We start from the raw sequence: 16,263 nt of genomic DNA on the forward strand, positions 1-16,263 counted from the left end.
TTGTGATTTACTTCAACCCAAAAACTTTTATGTTAAAGGTAGTGTGAATTTTGTCGTTTTCGCCTTTCATGACGATAGGAAATTCAGCTTTTATAATGCTATCATAGCTGCTAAGCGCATCTAAAAAGTCATAAAATTTTTGTGGGGTTTTTAGTGAGCTAGTGACATTTAGGCGGTATCTAAAGAACTTCTCAGTTGCGTTATTCTCGCCTTCTTCTATCTTGCTAAGGCTCACTTCGCTAAAAAATTGCGATGCGAAATTTATAAATTTATCCTTATCAAAAGCTGTATCATAGGCCAAGATGATAGCGCCATCTTTTTGTCTTGTCGCCTCAAGTGCTTTAAATTTAGTTTCAAATTCGTTTTTTACCTTCGTGTATGATGAGGTTTGCGAGTAGTTTTGTCTTGAGAGGCTTTTAAATTCTTTTATGTTTGGCACGATAAAGCCAAATATCATAATGAAGCAAACTATGATAAAAGCAAATATAAAAAGTAAAAGCTTTACAGGGTCGATTTTTTCTAAGCTCGTATCTTTTTTACTCATTATATCCCTCAGAATTATCAATCTTATTTGTGCTTATAAAGCCGTACCAGCCGTTTTTGCTCTGATAAAAGCTTGTATTTGACGTGGTGAAAATCGACCTTAGCGGCGAGGCTAGGAGCTGGTTAAAGACATCTTTTGTTGGCGTTATACCGCGGATGATGAGCGAGTTTTTATCCATAAAGACCTCTTCAAGCGTGATGCTATCAGGCACAAGGTCAAAAAGATTGTGCAAGCTTTGTTTTAGGATAGAATTTGACGTAAAGATGTCGTTTGCCGAGTCTATCTGTACGGCAAGTTTGGCTGAAATTTCATCCGTGGTGACTATCTTTTGGCTAAGCTCTTTTTGCTCGTTTGCTAGAAATTCTATATTTTTCTTGGTTGAGTAGTTTTTATAAACGATGAAGAAATTTGCTACCAAAAGCACCACAAAGACAAAGCCTATGAGCGTTAGCCAAAGCTTACTAAAGATAGATAGAAGCGGTCTTGGTTCTGGAGTGATGAAGCTAAATTTCATAGTGTTATCTCTTCTTGCATGATCTCGTTCATGATGTGATTTGTGTTGATCGGATAGCTTGATGTCTCTACAAATAGCTCTGATTGTAGGTATTGTAAAAAGGTTGCGCTTGTTTTTGTGTTTTCAAAAACGATGATCTGCTCGATAAAATCGCCACCGTAGATTGGATTTTCATAAAATTCTTTCATAGCCTTTGCAATGTAATCAAACATCTTCATATCGCGCCCAAAGATCGCTACTGATTTCTCGACATTGGTCGAAGCTGGCATGTTTAGTTCGTAGTTTAGATCTTCAAATTCTTTTGGCTTATCGTCGCTTAAAAAATCATCCAAACTCTTAAAATCATCAAGCGCCGTTGCGCCATCTTCTTCTTTGACGATGAGATTGTCGATGTCTGTTATATCCTCTTCTTTTAGGCTTTCGATCTCTTCGTTGCCCTCTTCAGCGTCGCTCATATTTAAAAACGTCGAGAGTTTCATCTGCTTGTCTTTAAATATCGCAAGTGCAAAAGAGTGCGAGTGGATGTAGAGATATAGCGTAGTTTTAGGTGAAATTCCACGCTTTAAAAGCTCGTGAAAGAGCAGGGCGATAGGCGAATAGATAAGATCGACGCTGCCTTGTCCAAAGAGGTTTTTATGTCTTCTTATAGCGTTTAAATTTGCATATATGCTCCAGCTATCTTGCATCACAAGGCTGGTTAAATTTTGCGTGTTGATGTTAAATTTTTTATACTCGTCAAAGTTAGCAGTAGGCAGCGCACCTTGCGAGTCGTCGTTAAAAAAGAGCGAAACATAGACGCCAAAATATGCCTTTTCTTGCTCCTCTATGTATTTTAAAACTTTTTCATCGACATTTTCGATGCTTATGTCGGTAAATTTAGCATTTATGGTTTTTATAAGCTTGCCATTTCTAAAGACCTGACCGTAAAATATGCACTCGTTGCCCTCGATCACGGCGCTTAAGAAAAGGTTTGAAAAAAGCTTTTTGATGCTAAAAGGCATAACTCTCCTAAATTTAGTGCATTATTTTTGGTATGTTAGCTAAAAAGGGATTAAATAAGTTTAAAACAGCTTGTTTTTTAGTTTTGCAAACGCCTCTTTCATCTTCAGAGCTTCGCTTTTTAGCTCCTCATCAAGCAGTGCAGAATTCTTTAAGCTTTCAAAATCCTCTATCATCACATCACACATCATTTTGATGCGCTCATTATCAGCCTTACTGACGCCATTTTGGCTCATTTTTTTGATGCGTTCAAGATACTCTTTGCCGTTTTTTATGTATGAGCTAAATTTTATCGCTGCCTTGCTTTGATTAAGCGTGGTGGCGGCCATTTTGTTGTAGGCGTCAAGATCAAGGGCTTTTTGGCTTAAATTTAGAGCCTTTTCATACTCTTTGCTCTCGTAGTAAAATTTCGCTTCAAGAGCGAGCTTGTAGGAGTTGTCGCTGTAAAAAAATAGCCCAAACAAAGCCACTATAAAAATGGCTATAAAGATAGAAATTTTATTTTTCATAAATTTCGTCCAAAATTTCTCTTATCTCATCGCTTATTTGCGGATTTTTATGCGCATATTTTTTCCACCAAATTTTTAAATTTGACCTAAAGTCCTCTTTGTTTTGTTCTACGCTCTTGCCCCCGTCATTTTGCGAGGCTTGCCAAAGCTCGTTTTGTATCTTCTCTTTTGCCTCTTTTTGTTCTAAATTTGCCACGCTAAAAGGTGCTGAGAGACTAAAATTTATAGTTGAAAATGGCTTTGGAAGTATCATCTTATCCCAGCTTTTAAACTCCCAAAACGAGTTTGCTTCGAAATTTAGAGCATAAATTTCGCAAGATGATTTTTGTGCGATCACCGCAGCTCCGTCTGCGACGCTGTGTCTTGGTCCGCGTGGGCCATCTGGTGTGATGATGACGTCGTGGCCTTGCTTTATCTCTCTTAGAGCTTCTATAAGCGCCCTTGCACCGCCTTTTGAGCTGCTACCTCTAATGGTGCCGATGCCAAAAAATTTGATTATTCTGGTGATGAGCTCGCCATCTTTGTGGTCGCTTATTATCACCTTGCCTTGTTTTCTGTTTTGACTGCTCCACCAGCGTCTGTAGGCAAAGCTCATAAAGCTAAGTCTGCCGTGCCAAAAGACGACGACGCAGCCATTTTGTGGCAATAAATTTGGAGTGTAGTTCTTCTTGCAAGTTAGAAAAATGAGCCACATTAAAATGTAGATGAAAAAGACGCCAACATTTAGAGCGACCTTTTCAAGGGTGTTTTTAAATTTGCAGCTCGCCATACAAAATCATTCGCTTTGGGTTTGTGATCTTTACTTTTTGCGTAGTGCCAAGAAGCTCTTCGCTGCCATCAACTTGAACTAAAAAGTTGTTAAAACTTCGCCCAGCAACGCCGCCATTTGCTCTTAGTTCTTCAAAATATACATCAAAAATTTTATCTTTTTGTGTTGCTACGATCTCGTCTAAAATTTCGCTGTGGCGATTTTGCAGGCGCGTTAGCCTTTCTGATGCGGTTTTATCGTCTATTTGATTTGTAAAAGTAGCTGCCTTTGTAAGCGGACGAGGCGAATACTTAAAGCTAAAAATTTGTTCAAATCTAACTTGCTCAAGCACGTCCATCGTATCTTCAAATTCGCTTTCGCTCTCGCCTGGAAATGCGACGATGATATCAGTTGAGATGCTTACATCTGGACACATCTTTCTAAGTCTTAGCGCGCGGTCTAAAAACCACTCTTTTGTGTATCCGCGCTTCATCTCGTGCAAAACTTTGGTGTTTCCGCTTTGAAGTGGCATGTGCATAGACTTGCAAATTTTTGGGTTATTAGTGAAAATTTCAAGAAATTTATCATCCATGTGAAGCGGGTGCGGACTTGTAAATCTTATCCTCTCAACGCCCTCTATCTCGCTTATCTTCACTAACAGGTCGCTAAAATCGATATTTTCTTGCGCGCCTGAAAATCTTTTGCCGTAGTTATTGACATTTTGCCCTAGTAAAAATATCTCTTTTGCACCGCTTTTTGCGGCCTTTTCTACCTCTTTTAGGATGAGGCTTGAAGGGATGGAAATTTCATCGCCTCTGGTGTGTGGGACGATGCAGTAGGTGCATTTTTTATCGCAGCCGATCGAGATGTTGATATGGCTTTTATATGGAGAGCCTCTAAATTCGCCAAATGCGTATTCGCTCTCGTCGTGGTTGATGTCGGTTGAGATAAATTTAGGCGTATTTACCGCCTTTGTGATCTTGCTAACATTTCTAGCGCCAAGGACAAAATCAACATAAGGCGCACGCTTGAAAATTTCACTACCCAAATGGCTTGCAGTGCAGCCGCAAACGCCTATTTTAGCACCTCTTTTTTTGGCTTTTTCAAAGGCTCCGACCTCGCTAAAAAGCTTATGAACTGGCTTTTCACGAACTGAGCAGGTATTTATAAGGATTAAATCAGCTTCTTCGATGTTTTGTGTTAAGGAGTAGTCTTCTTTTTGTGAGAGCTCGGCTATGATATGCTCGCTGTCACGAACATTCATAGCACAACCTAGAGTTTGGATAAAGAGTTTTTTACTCATTAAAGTATATGCACTTCATACATATAATCGCTATCATCGAGCCCGTATTTCACGGTTCTGTGATAAACGCTTAGCCCTTTTTCTTCAAAATGCTCGACTAATGCGATTAGTTGTTTGTGCGTGTTTTCTTTATCAAAATAGAAAATTTTCTGACCCTCTTTTTCGACAGCTGCCTCTATCTTTTCTAGTGAAATCGTTTTTGGTTTTGCGTCTAATTCGGCTCTTGCAAGTTTTAGCTCCATTTTTAATCCTTTCAAAATCTTAAATTTTAATCGGTCAATATACCCAAATCATCATAAAAAAAGGATTAAATAAAAGTTAATAACAAGCTTAAAGTTATTAAAAGTATGGCTTATGTATAATTTCAAAACTTCACGAAAAATCCCCGAAATTTATCGTCACAATGGAGAAAAAATGGAAAGAATATCAGACATTATAGAGTCGATTGCAAATGAGAAAAATTTAGAGATAGAAGATGTAAAAGAGCGCGTCATAAGAGCCTTGATAAACACTGCAAAAAGGGTTTATGGCGAAAATTATGAGTATGACGTGAGCATCGATGCGAATAAAAATTTAAAGCTTTATCAAAAAATTTCAATCGTAGCAAACGACGATGAGAGGCTTGCTGAAGACAATGAGCACTTTTTAAGCTTAAAAGAGGCTAAAAAGATAGATAGTGGCGTAGAGATCGGCGATGAGCTCACTTACGAGCTAAGCCTTGATAACCTTGGTAGAACCGCAGCTCAAACGCTTCACAAAGAGCTTGAGTATCACATCCAGCGCCTAGTCGAAGAGAAAATTTTACAAAAATATAATGAGATGAGCGGTCACATGGTCTTTGGTCCAGTTGTAAGGGTCGATAACGATGAAAACACATTTATCGAGATAGACGAGCTTCGTGCTATCTTGCCACGTAAAAACCGCATAAAAGGCGAGAAATTTAAAGTAGGCGACGTGGTAAAAGCGGTCATTAGAAAAGTTTTTACAGATAAAAATTTAGGCATAAAGGTCGAGCTTTCAAGAACTTCGCCTAAATTTCTTGAAGCGCTGCTAACTTCAGAGGTGCCTGAGATAAAAGATGGCGGTATCATCATCCAAGGAAGTGCGAGAATCCCTGGCGAAAGGGCTAAAGTAGCACTCATCTCAACCACTCCAAACATCGATCCAGTCGGCGCAACTGTTGGCACAAAGGGCGTTAGGATAAATGCCGTAAGCAAAGAGCTTCACGGTGAGAGCATCGATGCGATCGAATACACCACTGAGCCAGCGATCTTGGTAGCTCGCGCTATGGCACCTGCGATCATTACATCTGTAAAGATCGAAGAAAACAAGGCGATCGTGACACTTGCGAGCGAGCAAAAGAGCAAAGCTATCGGCAAAAATGGCATAAATATCCGCCTTGCAAGCATGCTAACTGGCTATGAGATCGAGCTAAACGAGCTTGGCTCAAAAACTAGCAGCAGTGGTGAAAATGGCGAAATGGTCAAGGATCTAAAAGCACTCTTTGGTGATAACTAATGAAATTTCAAATAAGAAAAGCGACTAGAGGCGATATAGACGTGATCTGCGAGCTTGTAAGAGAGCTTGCGAGCTATGAAAAGATGAGTGATCAAGTCACTTTTACAAATGAAATTTTTGCAGACTCCATCTTTAATAAAAATCACGCAAAAGCCCTTATCTGCGAAAGCGAGGGCAGGGCTATTGGCTATGCTATCTACTTTTACACATTTTCTACATTTTTAGGGCTTGGCGGGATGTACCTTGAGGACATCTACGTCAAAAAAGAGTTTAGAAATCAAGGCATCGGCAAGGCATTTTTTAAATTTCTAGCTCAAATTTGCAAGGATGAAAATTTAAAAAGGCTTGAGTGGTGCTGCCTAAACTGGAATGAGCCAAGTATCAAATTTTATGAAAGTATGGGCGCTAATAATCAATCTCTTGAGTGGAGAACCTACCGCTTAGACGGCGAAAATTTAGAAAATTTATTAAATTTATAGCTTATTTTAAAAGCATGATAGTTGGCTAAAAGCTCAAATTTGCTTTGAAATTTGAGCTTGCGAATTATTAAAATTTATATGTATATCCCATATAAAGACCGAGGTTTGTCTCTTTGGTATCAATCATATCAAATTTGCTGATCTTGCCGTAGTCAGTTCTATCAGCTTTTAAACCAAATTCAACTGCATTGTTTTCATTTATAGAGTATTCGGCACCAACTCTTGCACCTAGTATCCAGCCGTTTGTGCTAGCACTTTCCATCGGATTTTCAGCATCGCCACCCCTTAGCTTAAGCTTTGAAAAACCAGTGTAGCCACCAAGAACTAGTTTAAGATCTTTTGCTACGCTTGGAGTGTAGTCAGCTCCAACTATAAATTTATGAGTTTTCCACTCAGCTACGCTTTTATCTTCGTCATTTGCTGTTTTCTTAACTTTAAAATCATATATGTAAGCACCATAAACTCTAGCCACATCAAAGTCATAACCAGCTTTTATACCAAGACCTGGTTGAGCTTTTTTAAATTTGATCTTTGAGCCGTCATCGCCTTTTACAGTAAGCTTTGATCCAAAAGAGTAGTCTCCTTCAACTCCTACAAAGGCTCCTTGCGCTAAAGCGACGGCACTAGCTAGGCTTAAACCTAAAGCAACTTTTAAAACTACATTTTTCATTTTTACTCCTTATTTAAAAAATGTTACGTGGCTATTTTAAATTTTCTTATATTAAATAAAGTTTAAATATTAAATGAAATTAATAAAAAATATAAAATAATTCAATTGTTTTCTTATCAGAATAAAATTTATAAAATCACTCAAAAAGAAGGAGTGTAAAGTGGCTAAGATGACAAAACGTGATATGGCTTATCATTTGGACGTTGATGTCGCAACGCTTTACAACTGGCGAAAACACAAGCCCAACCTTTATCGTATCGTGATGCTTGGATTTAAATTTGATGAGCTTATAGAGCAGAGCAAAAAGACTTGCAATGAGCTTTGCGAATATGAAAATTTAATCAATCAAGATATAGAAAAATTTAGTAAATAATCGTTTAAAAATCGTAATCTCTTTTATAATTAGAAGTGCTAGAAAATTCAAAATTTCTAAGATATTTTTGGCTAGATATTTTAAGTGAAGAAATTTGAGCTCAAAGCAAGCGCTTCAAGCTCAGTTAAATTTACTCGTTTAGGATAGAGAGAAGCTCTTTATTGTCTTTTGTTTTTAGCATCTTTGCGTATAAGAATTTAAGCGCTTCTACGTCGTCCATTGTCGCGATCGCAGAGCGAATAGCCCAAATTTTTTGAAGCTCATCAGGCTTTTGAAGTAGCTCTTCTTTTCTTGTGCCTGATTTTAGCACGTTGATGGCTGGGTAAATTCTGCGGTCTGAGATGTTGCGGTCAAGCACGATCTCGCTGTTTCCAGTGCCTTTAAACTCTTCAAATATCACTTCGTCCATACGTGAACCAGTGTCGATAAGTGCTGTTGCGATGATGGTTAGTGAGCCGCCGTGCTCGATGTTTCTAGCTGCGCCAAAGAAGCGTTTTGGCTTGTGAAGTGCGTTTGCATCCACGCCGCCTGTTAGCACCTTGCCGCTTGGCGGGGTTACTGTGTTGTAGGCACGCGCTAGACGGGTTATGCTATCAAGCAAAATGATGACGTCTTTGCCCATCTCAACTAGACGTTTTGCCTTTTCGATGACTAGCTCTGCTACGCGGACGTGATTGAGTGCTGGTAGGTCAAATGTCGAGCTAAATACCTCGCCTTTTACGCAGCGCTGCATATCGGTAACTTCTTCTGGTCTCTCATCTACTAGAAGAACCATGAGCTGGGCTTCTGGGTGATTTTTAGCGATGCCGTGAGCTAGCTCTTTCATAAGCTCAGTTTTACCGCTTCTTGGAGGCGCGACGATGAGACCACGCTGACCCTTGCCAATAGGCGTGAAAAGGTCGAGTACACGGCCTGTTAGCTTCATCGGATCATACTCTAAATTTAGCTTTTCAGTTGGGAAAAGTGGGGTTAGGTTGTCAAATAGTGGCCTCTCTTTTGCGTCTGCTAGAGGCATGTAGTTTACCGCTTCGATCTTTAAAAGGGCGTAGTATTTTTCCTGATCTTTTGGCTCTCTTACTTGGCCGGTGATGATGTCGCCCACACGAAGTGCAAATTTGCGGATCTGAGAGTTTGAAACATAAGCGTCGTTTGAGCTGTCGCTTAAATTTGCATCAACAGCCCTTAAAAAGCCGTAACCCTCGTTTGTGATCTCTAAAATTCCAGTAAATAGTATAAAGCCGCCTTGTTTTGTCTGGGTTTTTAGTATCTCAAATATCAAATCCTGCCTGCGAAATTCGCGTGGATTTTCGACGCCAACACCATTTGCGATCTGCACTAGCTCGTCTAAGCTAAGCGTTCTTAGCTCTTCGATCTTGTGTCCATCGACTGGTACGTGGGTTCTTGATGCTTGATGTTTTTTTGTAGTTTTTGTGTTTTGAGCAGCACTTTGCTCGGTTTGGTTATTGTTTTCCATTTTTCCTCTTTAAATGCGGGGATAAGATTGCAGAATTCTGGGCTTCAAAAGTTTTTTGAAAGTTTTGGCATTTTATAAAAATAAAACTTTGTTGTCAAGAAATGCCACAGCCAAAGTCGCTAAAGTAGGCAAATTTGCAGGCAAAATGACCTGCAAATTTAAATCAGTGTTCGCTCTTTAGCCCAGCACCGCACATCGAGATGATGCTTTTACCCTCTATCTTGTGCGATTTTGTGTAGCTTGCGTAGGCGGCGTAGATCGCTGCTGTGGTGTGCTCGACGTAAAAGCCACGACTTGCTAGGAAATTTCTAGCTGGCTCAATATCCTCTTCTTTTATCGTGATCACCTCGCGCTCGCCCACGTAACGGCTAGCTAATATCTCAGCGCCACGAGCAGGTTTTGCGATCGCTATGCCCTCAGCCAAAGTTGGCTCTGGCTTGATCTTGATAGGCTCGCTTGTCGCCCCTAAAAATGGCGCGCAATTTTCACTTTGAACGATGAAAATTTTAGGTAGTTTTTTGATCACTCCTGCTTCATATAGCTCATTTAGCGCGATCTCGCAGCCAAGTAGCAAGGTGCCGTTGCCAACTGGTAAAAAGAGATTTTCAGGGACAAAGCCAAGCTGCTCGTAAATTTCATATATATATGTTTTGGTGCCTTGGTAAAAAAGCGGGTTAAACACGTGGTTTGCGTAAAAAATTCCCTCATCTTTTGCCCTTTTCCTGCAAGCATCTGCCGTCTCATCGCGCGTGCCGTCAAAGACAACCGCCTTTGCGCCGTAGTACTCAAGCATCTTTATCTTTTTCTCGCTTGTGCCTTTCGGGACGTAAATTTCACACTCTATGCCAGCTCTAGCAGCGTATGCAGCGACCGAGTTTCCAGCGTTTCCGCTGCTATCTTGCAAGATCTTTTTGATGCCATGAGTTTTACAAAACCAAATAAGCATCACCGCACCTCTATCCTTGAAAGAGAGCGTTGGCATCGCGTAGTCCATTTTAAGGTAGAGCGAGTCATCAAATTTCACGCTTTTTGTTAGCCCCTCGCCGAGGCTGATGTCGCGCCAAAGCTCGTTTTTGATAGGGAAAAACTCTCGGTATCTAAATAGGCTAAACTCGTGCTGATCGATCAAATTTAGATCAAATTTGGCCGCTTTAAACTCCAGATCATAAAGCCCGCCGCACTCGCACGCAAATATAGGCGTCTCAAAACTAGCACTCTTGCCGCACTTTGAGCAGATAAATTTAGGCATTTTTGCTCCTTTTAAATTTTTCTATCAAGTATCGCTGTAGCTTCGATCTCTAGTAGGCAGCCAAAGTGAAGTTTGTTTGTCGGCACTACGACGCGAGCTGGCTTGTGATCGCCAAAAAATAGCGCATACTCGTCATCTATCTCGTCCCAAAAGTCGATATCTGGCGTATAGATGCGGCACATTAAGATGTCGTTTCTCGTCGCATTTGCCAGCTTTAGCACGTTATCAAGGTTTTTTAAAGCCTGCCTTGTTTGCGCCTTTAGCCCCTCTGGGATCTGCCTGGTCTCTGGGTCCATACTAAGCTGGCCTGAGATGTAGAGGATGCCGTTGTGCTCGGTCGCCAAAGAGTAGTGAGCCTTTTTCTTTTTTGAAATTTCGGTTTCGTAAATTTTCATATTTTCTCCTTAAAAATTTAAAAAATTATAGATAAAAAATTATTATTACCACTTAAATTTCATAAATTTTCATAAAAAATTATATTTTTCTTATCGAAAATTTAAAAATATTTTGGCTAAACTTAAACAAAAACAAAAGGCGCCTGATGCATCCTATATTAAAGGCATTTATCCCAACGGCAAATCTCATACAAAAAAGCTCGCCATTTGCCTGCGAAGTCGTGTTACACGACCTTTCAAACCCGCAGCGCTCAGTCGTTTACGTAGCTGGCGACGTCACTGGCAGAAAGGTCGGACAAAGCTTTGATCACCTTGTAAGCGAGGTCTTAAACAGCAAAAATTTCAAAGACGACTACGTGGCGAACTACTTTTTCACCAAAGATGAAAAGATTGTGAAGTCTTCAACCGCCTTCATAAGAGACGAGCACGGCGAGATCATAGGGGCGATATGCGTAAATGTCGATGCGAGCGTGGCAAAGAGCCTTTTTGAAGTGACTGGGAATTTCTTAAAGACGAGTGAAAATGAGCCCAAGAGCGAGCAAAATGACGATGTGACAAAGATCGTCTTAGGCTTGATCGACAAGATCATCGCCAAAAACGAGGGAAAGAAGCTTAAAAAAGAGCAAAAGCTAGAACTCGTTGGCTTTATGAACGAAAAGGGCATTTTTAACATCAAGGGCGCTATCGAGGTTGTGGCAGCCAAGCTAAACGTCTCAAAGATCACGATATATGGCTATTTAGACCAGCTTAAAAAGAAGCGTCCGTGAAGTGTAGGTGCGCTCACTGCAAGCAAAGCTTTGACGAAAGCGCGATGATAGAGGCGAAAGGCGGGCTTAAGTTTTGCTGTGTTGGCTGCAAAGGCGTCTATGAAATTTTAAATGAAAGTGGCCTTGGCGAGTTTTATGAACGACTTGGCAAAAACACGCTAAATCCTGCAAGTAGCGGTGCAAATGTCAAAAATTTAGCGGCAAATTTTAGCGAGCTAGTGACAAAAGAGGGCGAGTTTTCTAAAATTTCGCTTCTCATTGACGGCATAACCTGCTCGGCGTGCATCTGGCTACTTGAAAAGGCGCTTTTTAGCCTGCCTGGTATCTTGGAGGTAAATATCAACTCGCTTAGCCAAAAAGCAGTCATCGTTTACGATGAGCAAGAGCTTTTGGTGGAGCAGATAATTGAGAAAATTTACGCCGTTGGCTACACTCCAAAGGCCTACGCGGCGAGCCAAAAAGAGGACGAGCTAGTCAAAAAAAGGCGAAATTTCTACTCAAAAGCGCTTGTTGGCGTCTTTGCCACGATGAATATCATGTGGCTAGCGATCGCGCAGTATGGCGGTTACTTTAGCGGTATCAGAAGCGACGTGAAGGACCTGCTAAGCTTCGCGCAGTTTGTGTTGGCAACGCCTGTGCTTTTCTACACTGGCAGCGAGTTTTTTAAAGGGGCGAAGATCGCCATTAAAAACGCCTCGCCAAATATGGACTTGCTCGTTATCACGGGGGCTAGCATAACCTACATTTACTCCATTTTTGCGATGCTTACAAGAAGCGGCGAGAGCTATTTTGACTCGGTTGCGATGATCATAACCTTTGTTTTTATCGGTAAATTTTTAGAAATTTTAGGCAAGAAAAAGGCGCTTGAGACCTCAAATTTCTTAAGCGATATGCTGCTTGCAAAGGTGTGCGTTTTAGAGGATGGCAAGGACATTTTAAAAGAGCCAAAGGATGTAAATTTAGGCGAAAAGATCGTGCTAAGATCAGGCGAGAGGGCGCTGCTTGATGGGGTGGTGCTTAGCGGCGAGGCGAGCGTGGACAGCTCAAGCTTAACAGGCGAAAGCTTGCCACTTTTACTAAGCTGTGGGGGCGAGGTAAAAAGCGGCGTTGTCTGTCTAAACGGGCAGATCGTCTATGAGGCAGGGCAAATTTTTAAAAACTCATACCTTAATAAGCTTATAAATTTACTCCAAAACGCAGAGCTAAAAAAGCCAAATATCGAGCTAGCGGTCAATAAAATCGCCTCGAAATTCTCTCTTAGCGTGCTAACTCTGGCATTTTTTACATTTTGGTTTTGGTACTTTAAATTTAGCTTTTCAGAAGCGGTGGTGACAGCCGTAAGCGTCATTGTGATCGCTTGCCCTTGTGCGCTTGCGCTTGCCACGCCAGTTAGCAGCGTTTGCGCCCTTGGGGTGGCCTTTAAAAACAAGGTGCTTTTTAAGGAGGCGAAATTTTTTGAAAGCCTTGCAAAGTGCGATGTGGCGGTCTTTGACAAGACTGGGACGCTTACAAAGGCTAAATTTGAAGTTGGCGAGTTTTTTATAAAAGATGGCGTGAGTATTGATAAAATTTACTCGCTTTGTCTCATCTCAAACCACCAAATAAGCGTGGCGGTGGCTGAGTTTTTAAAGCAAAAAGGTGCAAAAAAAGTTGAGCTTGAAAATGCAAATTTAAGCGTGGCAAAGGGAGTTAGCGCTGATATTATGGGTGAGCATTTTGTGGCTGGAAGTAGGCGCTTTTTGGCTGAAAATGGGGTCAAATTTGAAGAGAGCGAAGAAAATGTGAGCTTTTTTGTGGGCAAGCAGGGCGAGCTGGTGGCTAAATTTTACCTAAAAGATAGCGTAAAGCCCGAGGCAAAGGCTTTGATAGACGAGCTAAAGAGTGCTGGCATGAAGGTGTGCATCCTAAGTGGCGACGTGCAAAATGTGGTAAAAAACGTAGCAGACGAGCTTGGCGTGAGCGAGTTTGGAGCAGGGATGCTGCCTGATGAAAAGGCTAAATTTATAGCTGGTCTTAAGCAGCAGGGCAAAAAGGTGCTGATGGTAGGGGACGGCATAAACGACGCAGCCGCACTTAGTCTTGCTCACGTGTCTATTTGCATGGGAAGTGGCGCTGCGGTGAGCTTAGAAAAAAGCGACGTGGTGCTACTTGATGACAGCCTTCAAAGCCTTGCAAAAGCGGTGAAAATTTCAAAATTTACTTATAAAACGATAAAGCAAAATTTACTCTTTTGCCTGCTTTATAACGCCCTTAGTCTGCCATTTGCCGTGTGTGGCTACGTCATGCCGCTATTTGCCGCGTTTTTCATGTCGGCAAGCTCGCTAAGCGTCATACTAAACTCGCTTTTTATAGTTAGAAAATTTAAGGATAAATAGTGGATACAACGACTCTTGCGATGCTTGTTTTTATCTCGGTTTTGATGGGGGCAGCCCTGCTCTTTGGCGTGCTTTGGGGGATAAAAAATAGGCAGTTTGAAGACTACCGCAAATTTTTAGACGGAGCAAATTTAGATGATGAAGACGCGCTAAATGAAGCCTACGCACTCGAACTTCGCAAAAAAGAGGCGCTAAAAAAGAGGCTAGAAGCTAGCAAAAAACCTAGATAAAAATGCTTGCAAATTTATCCTTTCCGCTAAAGTTTGGCTTAAATTTAGCAAAATTTAACTTTATCATAACCATAAATTTATGCCTTTTTTTATAAAATCAGCAAATTAAAATTGCAAAAAGGAAAGCAGTTGCAAGCACTAGCCCTAAAATATCGACCAAAAAATTTTGACGAGCTCATCGGACAAGAAGCCGTAAGCAAGAGCCTAACCCACGCACTTGACGAAAACAGAGTGAGCCATGCTTATTTGTTTTCAGGTCTTAGGGGAAGCGGCAAGACATCGAGTGCTAGGATATTTGCAAAGGCTTTGGTCTGCGAGAAAGGGCCAACTTCTAGGCCTTGCGAGGTCTGCGCTCAGTGCGTGATGGCAAATGAGTCGCGCCACATGGACATCATCGAGATGGATGCAGCTAGCCACAGAAAGATCGACGACATAAGAGAGCTCATCGAGCAGACAAAATACGCTCCTACGGCCGCTAGATATAAAATTTTCATCATCGACGAAGTGCATATGCTAACAAAAGAGGCGTTTAATGCCCTTCTTAAAACGCTTGAAGAGCCGCCAAGCTATGTTAAATTTATCCTTGCAACGACCGATCCGCTGAAGCTGCCAACGACGGTGCTTTCAAGGACGCAGCATTTTAGATTTAAACAAATAAGCAGGTATGAGATCGTAAAACATCTTGAATTTATCCTTAGTAAAGAGGGCGTGAGCTACGAGAGGGAGGCGCTTGAGATACTAGCTAGAAGTGGTGGCGGCTCGCTAAGAGATACGCTAACGCTGCTTGATCAAGCTATCATTTATGGTGCTGGCAATATCACAAAATCAAGCGTGGCAGCGATGCTTGGACTTCTTGATCCAAGTAGGATCGAGCAGATCATCGAACACGTCGCAAATGCCGATAAAAATGCCATTAGAGTGCTTGTGACCGAGCTTGAGACCTATGAGCCAGAGATGATCATAGATGAAATTTTGGCAAATTTAAAGCAGAGATTTTTAGACAACGACCCAAAATTTTCACTTCTTATATATGAGAGATTTTTTAGGATTTTGGCGCAGGCAAAGTCGATGCTAAGCGTATCAAGCGACAATGGCTTTGTGCTGATGCTTATGCTTTTTATGATGATAGAGGCGCTAAATCTGCAAGATATCGATGAAGCCATAAAGCTTGCTAAGAGCGAGCCTGGCGTGGCTGTGATCGAGCCAAAAGCTGGCGTGAGTGAGCAAATTTTAGCCGTAAAAGAAGCGCCAAAGTCGCCATACGAGCAGTTTGTGGCAAAAATTTATGATAGAAGCTTTGAGCTTGGAGAAATTTTTAAAAATCACATAAGTTTTAGCTTTTTAAATGAAAATGAGCTTGGACTAATCGTCAATGCAACTGGCGATGAGCTGGCATTTTTCAAAAAAAGCTGGGGCGTAATGCATGAAATTTTACATACAATTTTTGGTAAAAAAATAAAGATCGTAAATGCCAAAACTCAAATTTCTGCCCCAAAGCCAGAGCCAGAAACTAAGCCACAAGAGCCACAGGATAAATATAGCTATCTTGACGATGAGATCGCTAAGATAAAGGCTAGGCAGCAAGATGAACAAAAAGATGAGCCAGCAAGCGAGCCTACTGCGCCTGAAACTAGGGTAAATGCGCTATCTCAGCCTCAAAATGACTTTGCAAAAGAGCTGATGTCGCTAAGTCAGAGCAAAAGCCCAGAGGAGCTTAAGAAACAAAGAGAAGAGGGCGTGATAAAAGAGGCAAATAGGCTTTTTGGACAGCCTGAAGTGCAAAATAGCTAGGGATTTGGCTCTTTGCAAATTTGCTTTATTAAACGCTTTAAATTTGACTTTTTGGCGTAAATTTCTTAATAAAATTATCTGCTGCTATCCTAACTAAATGAAATCTTAAATTTATATTGCAAATTTAAAAGAGCTAGGGCTTGTTAAATTTGAACTTTTAATGAGGCAGATAAATTTAAAATTCTGGTAAATTTGACCCCTTGCAACGACCGATCCGCTGAAGCTGCCAACGACGGTGCTTTCAAGGACGCAGCATTTTAGATTTAAACAAATAAGCAGGTATGAGATCGTAAAACATCTTGAATTTATCCTTAGTAAAGAGGGC

Annotated in this window: 18 protein-coding genes and 1 pseudogene; 8 read left to right on the forward strand and 11 right to left on the reverse strand. The window is 41.0% G+C overall.

Annotation, left to right across the window (positions count from 1 at the left end):
- Positions 1–7: 7 nt before the first annotated feature.
- The 7 genes from G6W43_RS00975 to G6W43_RS01005 are packed head-to-tail and all read right to left on the reverse strand — an operon-like array spanning position 8 to position 4,859.
- Complete coding sequence (locus G6W43_RS00975) at positions 8–544, reverse strand: hypothetical protein (protein WP_103617497.1); 537 nt, start codon at positions 542–544, stop codon at positions 8–10.
- Positions 537–1,058, reverse strand: a complete 522-nt coding sequence (locus G6W43_RS00980; RefSeq protein WP_103575105.1) for a hypothetical protein — start codon at positions 1,056–1,058, stop codon at positions 537–539. The genes G6W43_RS00975 and G6W43_RS00980 overlap by 8 nt, the downstream gene beginning before the upstream one ends.
- Positions 1,055–2,059 (reverse strand): hypothetical protein, encoded by a 1,005-nt coding sequence (locus tag G6W43_RS00985; protein ID WP_194168926.1) that lies wholly within the window; start codon positions 2,057–2,059, stop codon positions 1,055–1,057. The genes G6W43_RS00980 and G6W43_RS00985 overlap by 4 nt, the downstream gene beginning before the upstream one ends.
- A 60-nt stretch (positions 2,060–2,119) precedes the next feature.
- Positions 2,120–2,566 (reverse strand): hypothetical protein, encoded by a 447-nt coding sequence (locus G6W43_RS00990; RefSeq protein WP_194168927.1) that lies wholly within the window; start codon positions 2,564–2,566, stop codon positions 2,120–2,122.
- Complete coding sequence (locus G6W43_RS00995; protein ID WP_103607695.1) at positions 2,556–3,335, reverse strand: lysophospholipid acyltransferase family protein; 780 nt, start codon at positions 3,333–3,335, stop codon at positions 2,556–2,558. Before G6W43_RS00995 ends, G6W43_RS00990 begins: the two co-directional genes overlap by 11 nt.
- Entirely contained in the window at positions 3,316–4,617 is a 1,302-nt protein-coding gene (gene miaB / locus G6W43_RS01000) for a tRNA (N6-isopentenyl adenosine(37)-C2)-methylthiotransferase MiaB (RefSeq protein WP_103607696.1), read from the reverse strand. The genes G6W43_RS00995 and miaB overlap by 20 nt, the downstream gene beginning before the upstream one ends.
- On the reverse strand, positions 4,617–4,859 hold the full coding sequence (locus tag G6W43_RS01005) for an HP0268 family nuclease (protein ID WP_002941786.1): 243 nt from the start codon (positions 4,857–4,859) through the stop codon (positions 4,617–4,619). The genes miaB and G6W43_RS01005 overlap by 1 nt, the downstream gene beginning before the upstream one ends.
- 172 nt (positions 4,860–5,031) lie before the next feature.
- Between G6W43_RS01005 and nusA the strand changes: the two genes are divergently transcribed.
- Together nusA and G6W43_RS01015 are read left to right on the forward strand one after the other, a co-directional pair.
- Positions 5,032–6,135 (forward strand): transcription termination factor NusA, encoded by a 1,104-nt coding sequence (gene nusA, locus G6W43_RS01010; RefSeq protein ID WP_012139939.1) that lies wholly within the window; start codon positions 5,032–5,034, stop codon positions 6,133–6,135.
- Complete coding sequence (locus G6W43_RS01015; protein WP_103597152.1) at positions 6,135–6,614, forward strand: GNAT family N-acetyltransferase; 480 nt, start codon at positions 6,135–6,137, stop codon at positions 6,612–6,614. Before nusA ends, G6W43_RS01015 begins: the two co-directional genes overlap by 1 nt.
- A 67-nt stretch (positions 6,615–6,681) precedes the next feature.
- Here G6W43_RS01015 and G6W43_RS01020 read toward each other — a convergent pair whose 3' ends face one another.
- Positions 6,682–7,284 (reverse strand): outer membrane beta-barrel protein, encoded by a 603-nt coding sequence (locus G6W43_RS01020; RefSeq protein ID WP_194168928.1) that lies wholly within the window; start codon positions 7,282–7,284, stop codon positions 6,682–6,684.
- A 160-nt stretch (positions 7,285–7,444) separates the two neighbouring features.
- Between G6W43_RS01020 and G6W43_RS01025 the strand changes: the two genes are divergently transcribed.
- The gene (locus G6W43_RS01025) at positions 7,445–7,657 is read left to right on the forward strand and encodes a transcriptional regulator (protein WP_002941953.1); all 213 of its coding nucleotides are present in this window, start codon (positions 7,445–7,447) and stop codon (positions 7,655–7,657) included.
- 130 nt (positions 7,658–7,787) lie between these two features.
- On the opposite strand, the gene rho is transcribed toward G6W43_RS01025, so the two are convergent.
- The 3 genes from rho to G6W43_RS01040 all read right to left on the reverse strand — a co-directional run bounded on the left by rho (position 7,788) and on the right by G6W43_RS01040 (position 10,775).
- A complete protein-coding gene (gene rho, locus G6W43_RS01030) occupies positions 7,788–9,131 on the reverse strand; it encodes a transcription termination factor Rho (protein WP_002941811.1) in 1,344 nt (447 codons plus the stop codon).
- Positions 9,132–9,294: 163 nt separating this feature from the next.
- Positions 9,295–10,380 carry a pyridoxal-phosphate dependent enzyme gene (locus tag G6W43_RS01035; protein ID WP_194168929.1) on the reverse strand — a complete coding sequence of 362 codons (1,086 nt, stop codon included), beginning with the start codon at positions 10,378–10,380 and terminating at the stop codon, positions 9,295–9,297.
- An 11-nt stretch (positions 10,381–10,391) separates the two neighbouring features.
- The gene (locus tag G6W43_RS01040; RefSeq protein ID WP_002941830.1) at positions 10,392–10,775 is read right to left on the reverse strand and encodes a RidA family protein; all 384 of its coding nucleotides are present in this window, start codon (positions 10,773–10,775) and stop codon (positions 10,392–10,394) included.
- A gap of 146 nt (positions 10,776–10,921) precedes the next feature.
- Between G6W43_RS01040 and G6W43_RS01045 the strand changes: the two genes are divergently transcribed.
- The 5 genes and pseudogenes from G6W43_RS01045 to G6W43_RS10570 all read left to right on the forward strand — a co-directional run.
- The gene (locus G6W43_RS01045) at positions 10,922–11,542 is read left to right on the forward strand and encodes a helix-turn-helix transcriptional regulator (protein ID WP_194168930.1); all 621 of its coding nucleotides are present in this window, start codon (positions 10,922–10,924) and stop codon (positions 11,540–11,542) included.
- Positions 11,539–13,917 carry a heavy metal translocating P-type ATPase metal-binding domain-containing protein gene (locus G6W43_RS01050; protein WP_194168931.1) on the forward strand — a complete coding sequence of 793 codons (2,379 nt, stop codon included), beginning with the start codon at positions 11,539–11,541 and terminating at the stop codon, positions 13,915–13,917. The genes G6W43_RS01045 and G6W43_RS01050 overlap by 4 nt, the downstream gene beginning before the upstream one ends.
- Complete coding sequence (ccoS, locus tag G6W43_RS01055) at positions 13,917–14,147, forward strand: cbb3-type cytochrome oxidase assembly protein CcoS (RefSeq protein ID WP_103617361.1); 231 nt, start codon at positions 13,917–13,919, stop codon at positions 14,145–14,147. The genes G6W43_RS01050 and ccoS overlap by 1 nt, the downstream gene beginning before the upstream one ends.
- A gap of 129 nt (positions 14,148–14,276) precedes the next feature.
- The gene (locus tag G6W43_RS01060; RefSeq protein WP_194168932.1) at positions 14,277–15,938 is read left to right on the forward strand and encodes a DNA polymerase III subunit gamma/tau; all 1,662 of its coding nucleotides are present in this window, start codon (positions 14,277–14,279) and stop codon (positions 15,936–15,938) included.
- Positions 15,939–16,137: 199 nt separating this feature from the next.
- Positions 16,138–16,263: pseudogene (locus G6W43_RS10570) on the forward strand (hypothetical protein); the annotation flags it as partial.

Origin of the sequence: Campylobacter concisus (assembly GCF_015229965.1) — a bacterium.
In the GTDB taxonomy this organism is placed as follows: Bacteria; Campylobacterota; Campylobacteria; order Campylobacterales; family Campylobacteraceae; genus Campylobacter_A; species Campylobacter_A concisus_BD.

Excerpts from the sequence above, each read along its gene's own strand:
- G6W43_RS01015 (WP_103597152.1), top strand. The coding sequence starts at position 6,135 with ATGAAATTTCAAATAAGAAAAGCGACTAGAGGCGATATAGACGTGATC.
- G6W43_RS01045 (WP_194168930.1), top strand. The coding sequence starts at position 10,922 with ATGCATCCTATATTAAAGGCATTTATCCCAACGGCAAATCTCATACAA.
- G6W43_RS00990 (WP_194168927.1), bottom strand. The coding sequence starts at position 2,566 with ATGAAAAATAAAATTTCTATCTTTATAGCCATTTTTATAGTGGCTTTG.
- rho (WP_002941811.1), bottom strand. The coding sequence starts at position 9,131 with ATGGAAAACAATAACCAAACCGAGCAAAGTGCTGCTCAAAACACAAAA.
- G6W43_RS00985 (WP_194168926.1), bottom strand. The coding sequence starts at position 2,059 with ATGCCTTTTAGCATCAAAAAGCTTTTTTCAAACCTTTTCTTAAGCGCC.
- G6W43_RS00980 (WP_103575105.1), bottom strand. The coding sequence starts at position 1,058 with ATGAAATTTAGCTTCATCACTCCAGAACCAAGACCGCTTCTATCTATC.
- G6W43_RS01005 (WP_002941786.1), bottom strand. The coding sequence starts at position 4,859 with ATGGAGCTAAAACTTGCAAGAGCCGAATTAGACGCAAAACCAAAAACG.
- G6W43_RS00995 (WP_103607695.1), bottom strand. The coding sequence starts at position 3,335 with ATGGCGAGCTGCAAATTTAAAAACACCCTTGAAAAGGTCGCTCTAAAT.
- G6W43_RS01035 (WP_194168929.1), bottom strand. The coding sequence starts at position 10,380 with ATGCCTAAATTTATCTGCTCAAAGTGCGGCAAGAGTGCTAGTTTTGAG.
- nusA (WP_012139939.1), top strand. The coding sequence starts at position 5,032 with ATGGAAAGAATATCAGACATTATAGAGTCGATTGCAAATGAGAAAAAT.
- G6W43_RS01040 (WP_002941830.1), bottom strand. The coding sequence starts at position 10,775 with ATGAAAATTTACGAAACCGAAATTTCAAAAAAGAAAAAGGCTCACTAC.
- G6W43_RS00975 (WP_103617497.1), bottom strand. The coding sequence starts at position 544 with ATGAGTAAAAAAGATACGAGCTTAGAAAAAATCGACCCTGTAAAGCTT.
- miaB (WP_103607696.1), bottom strand. The coding sequence starts at position 4,617 with ATGAGTAAAAAACTCTTTATCCAAACTCTAGGTTGTGCTATGAATGTT.
- G6W43_RS01020 (WP_194168928.1), bottom strand. The coding sequence starts at position 7,284 with ATGAAAAATGTAGTTTTAAAAGTTGCTTTAGGTTTAAGCCTAGCTAGT.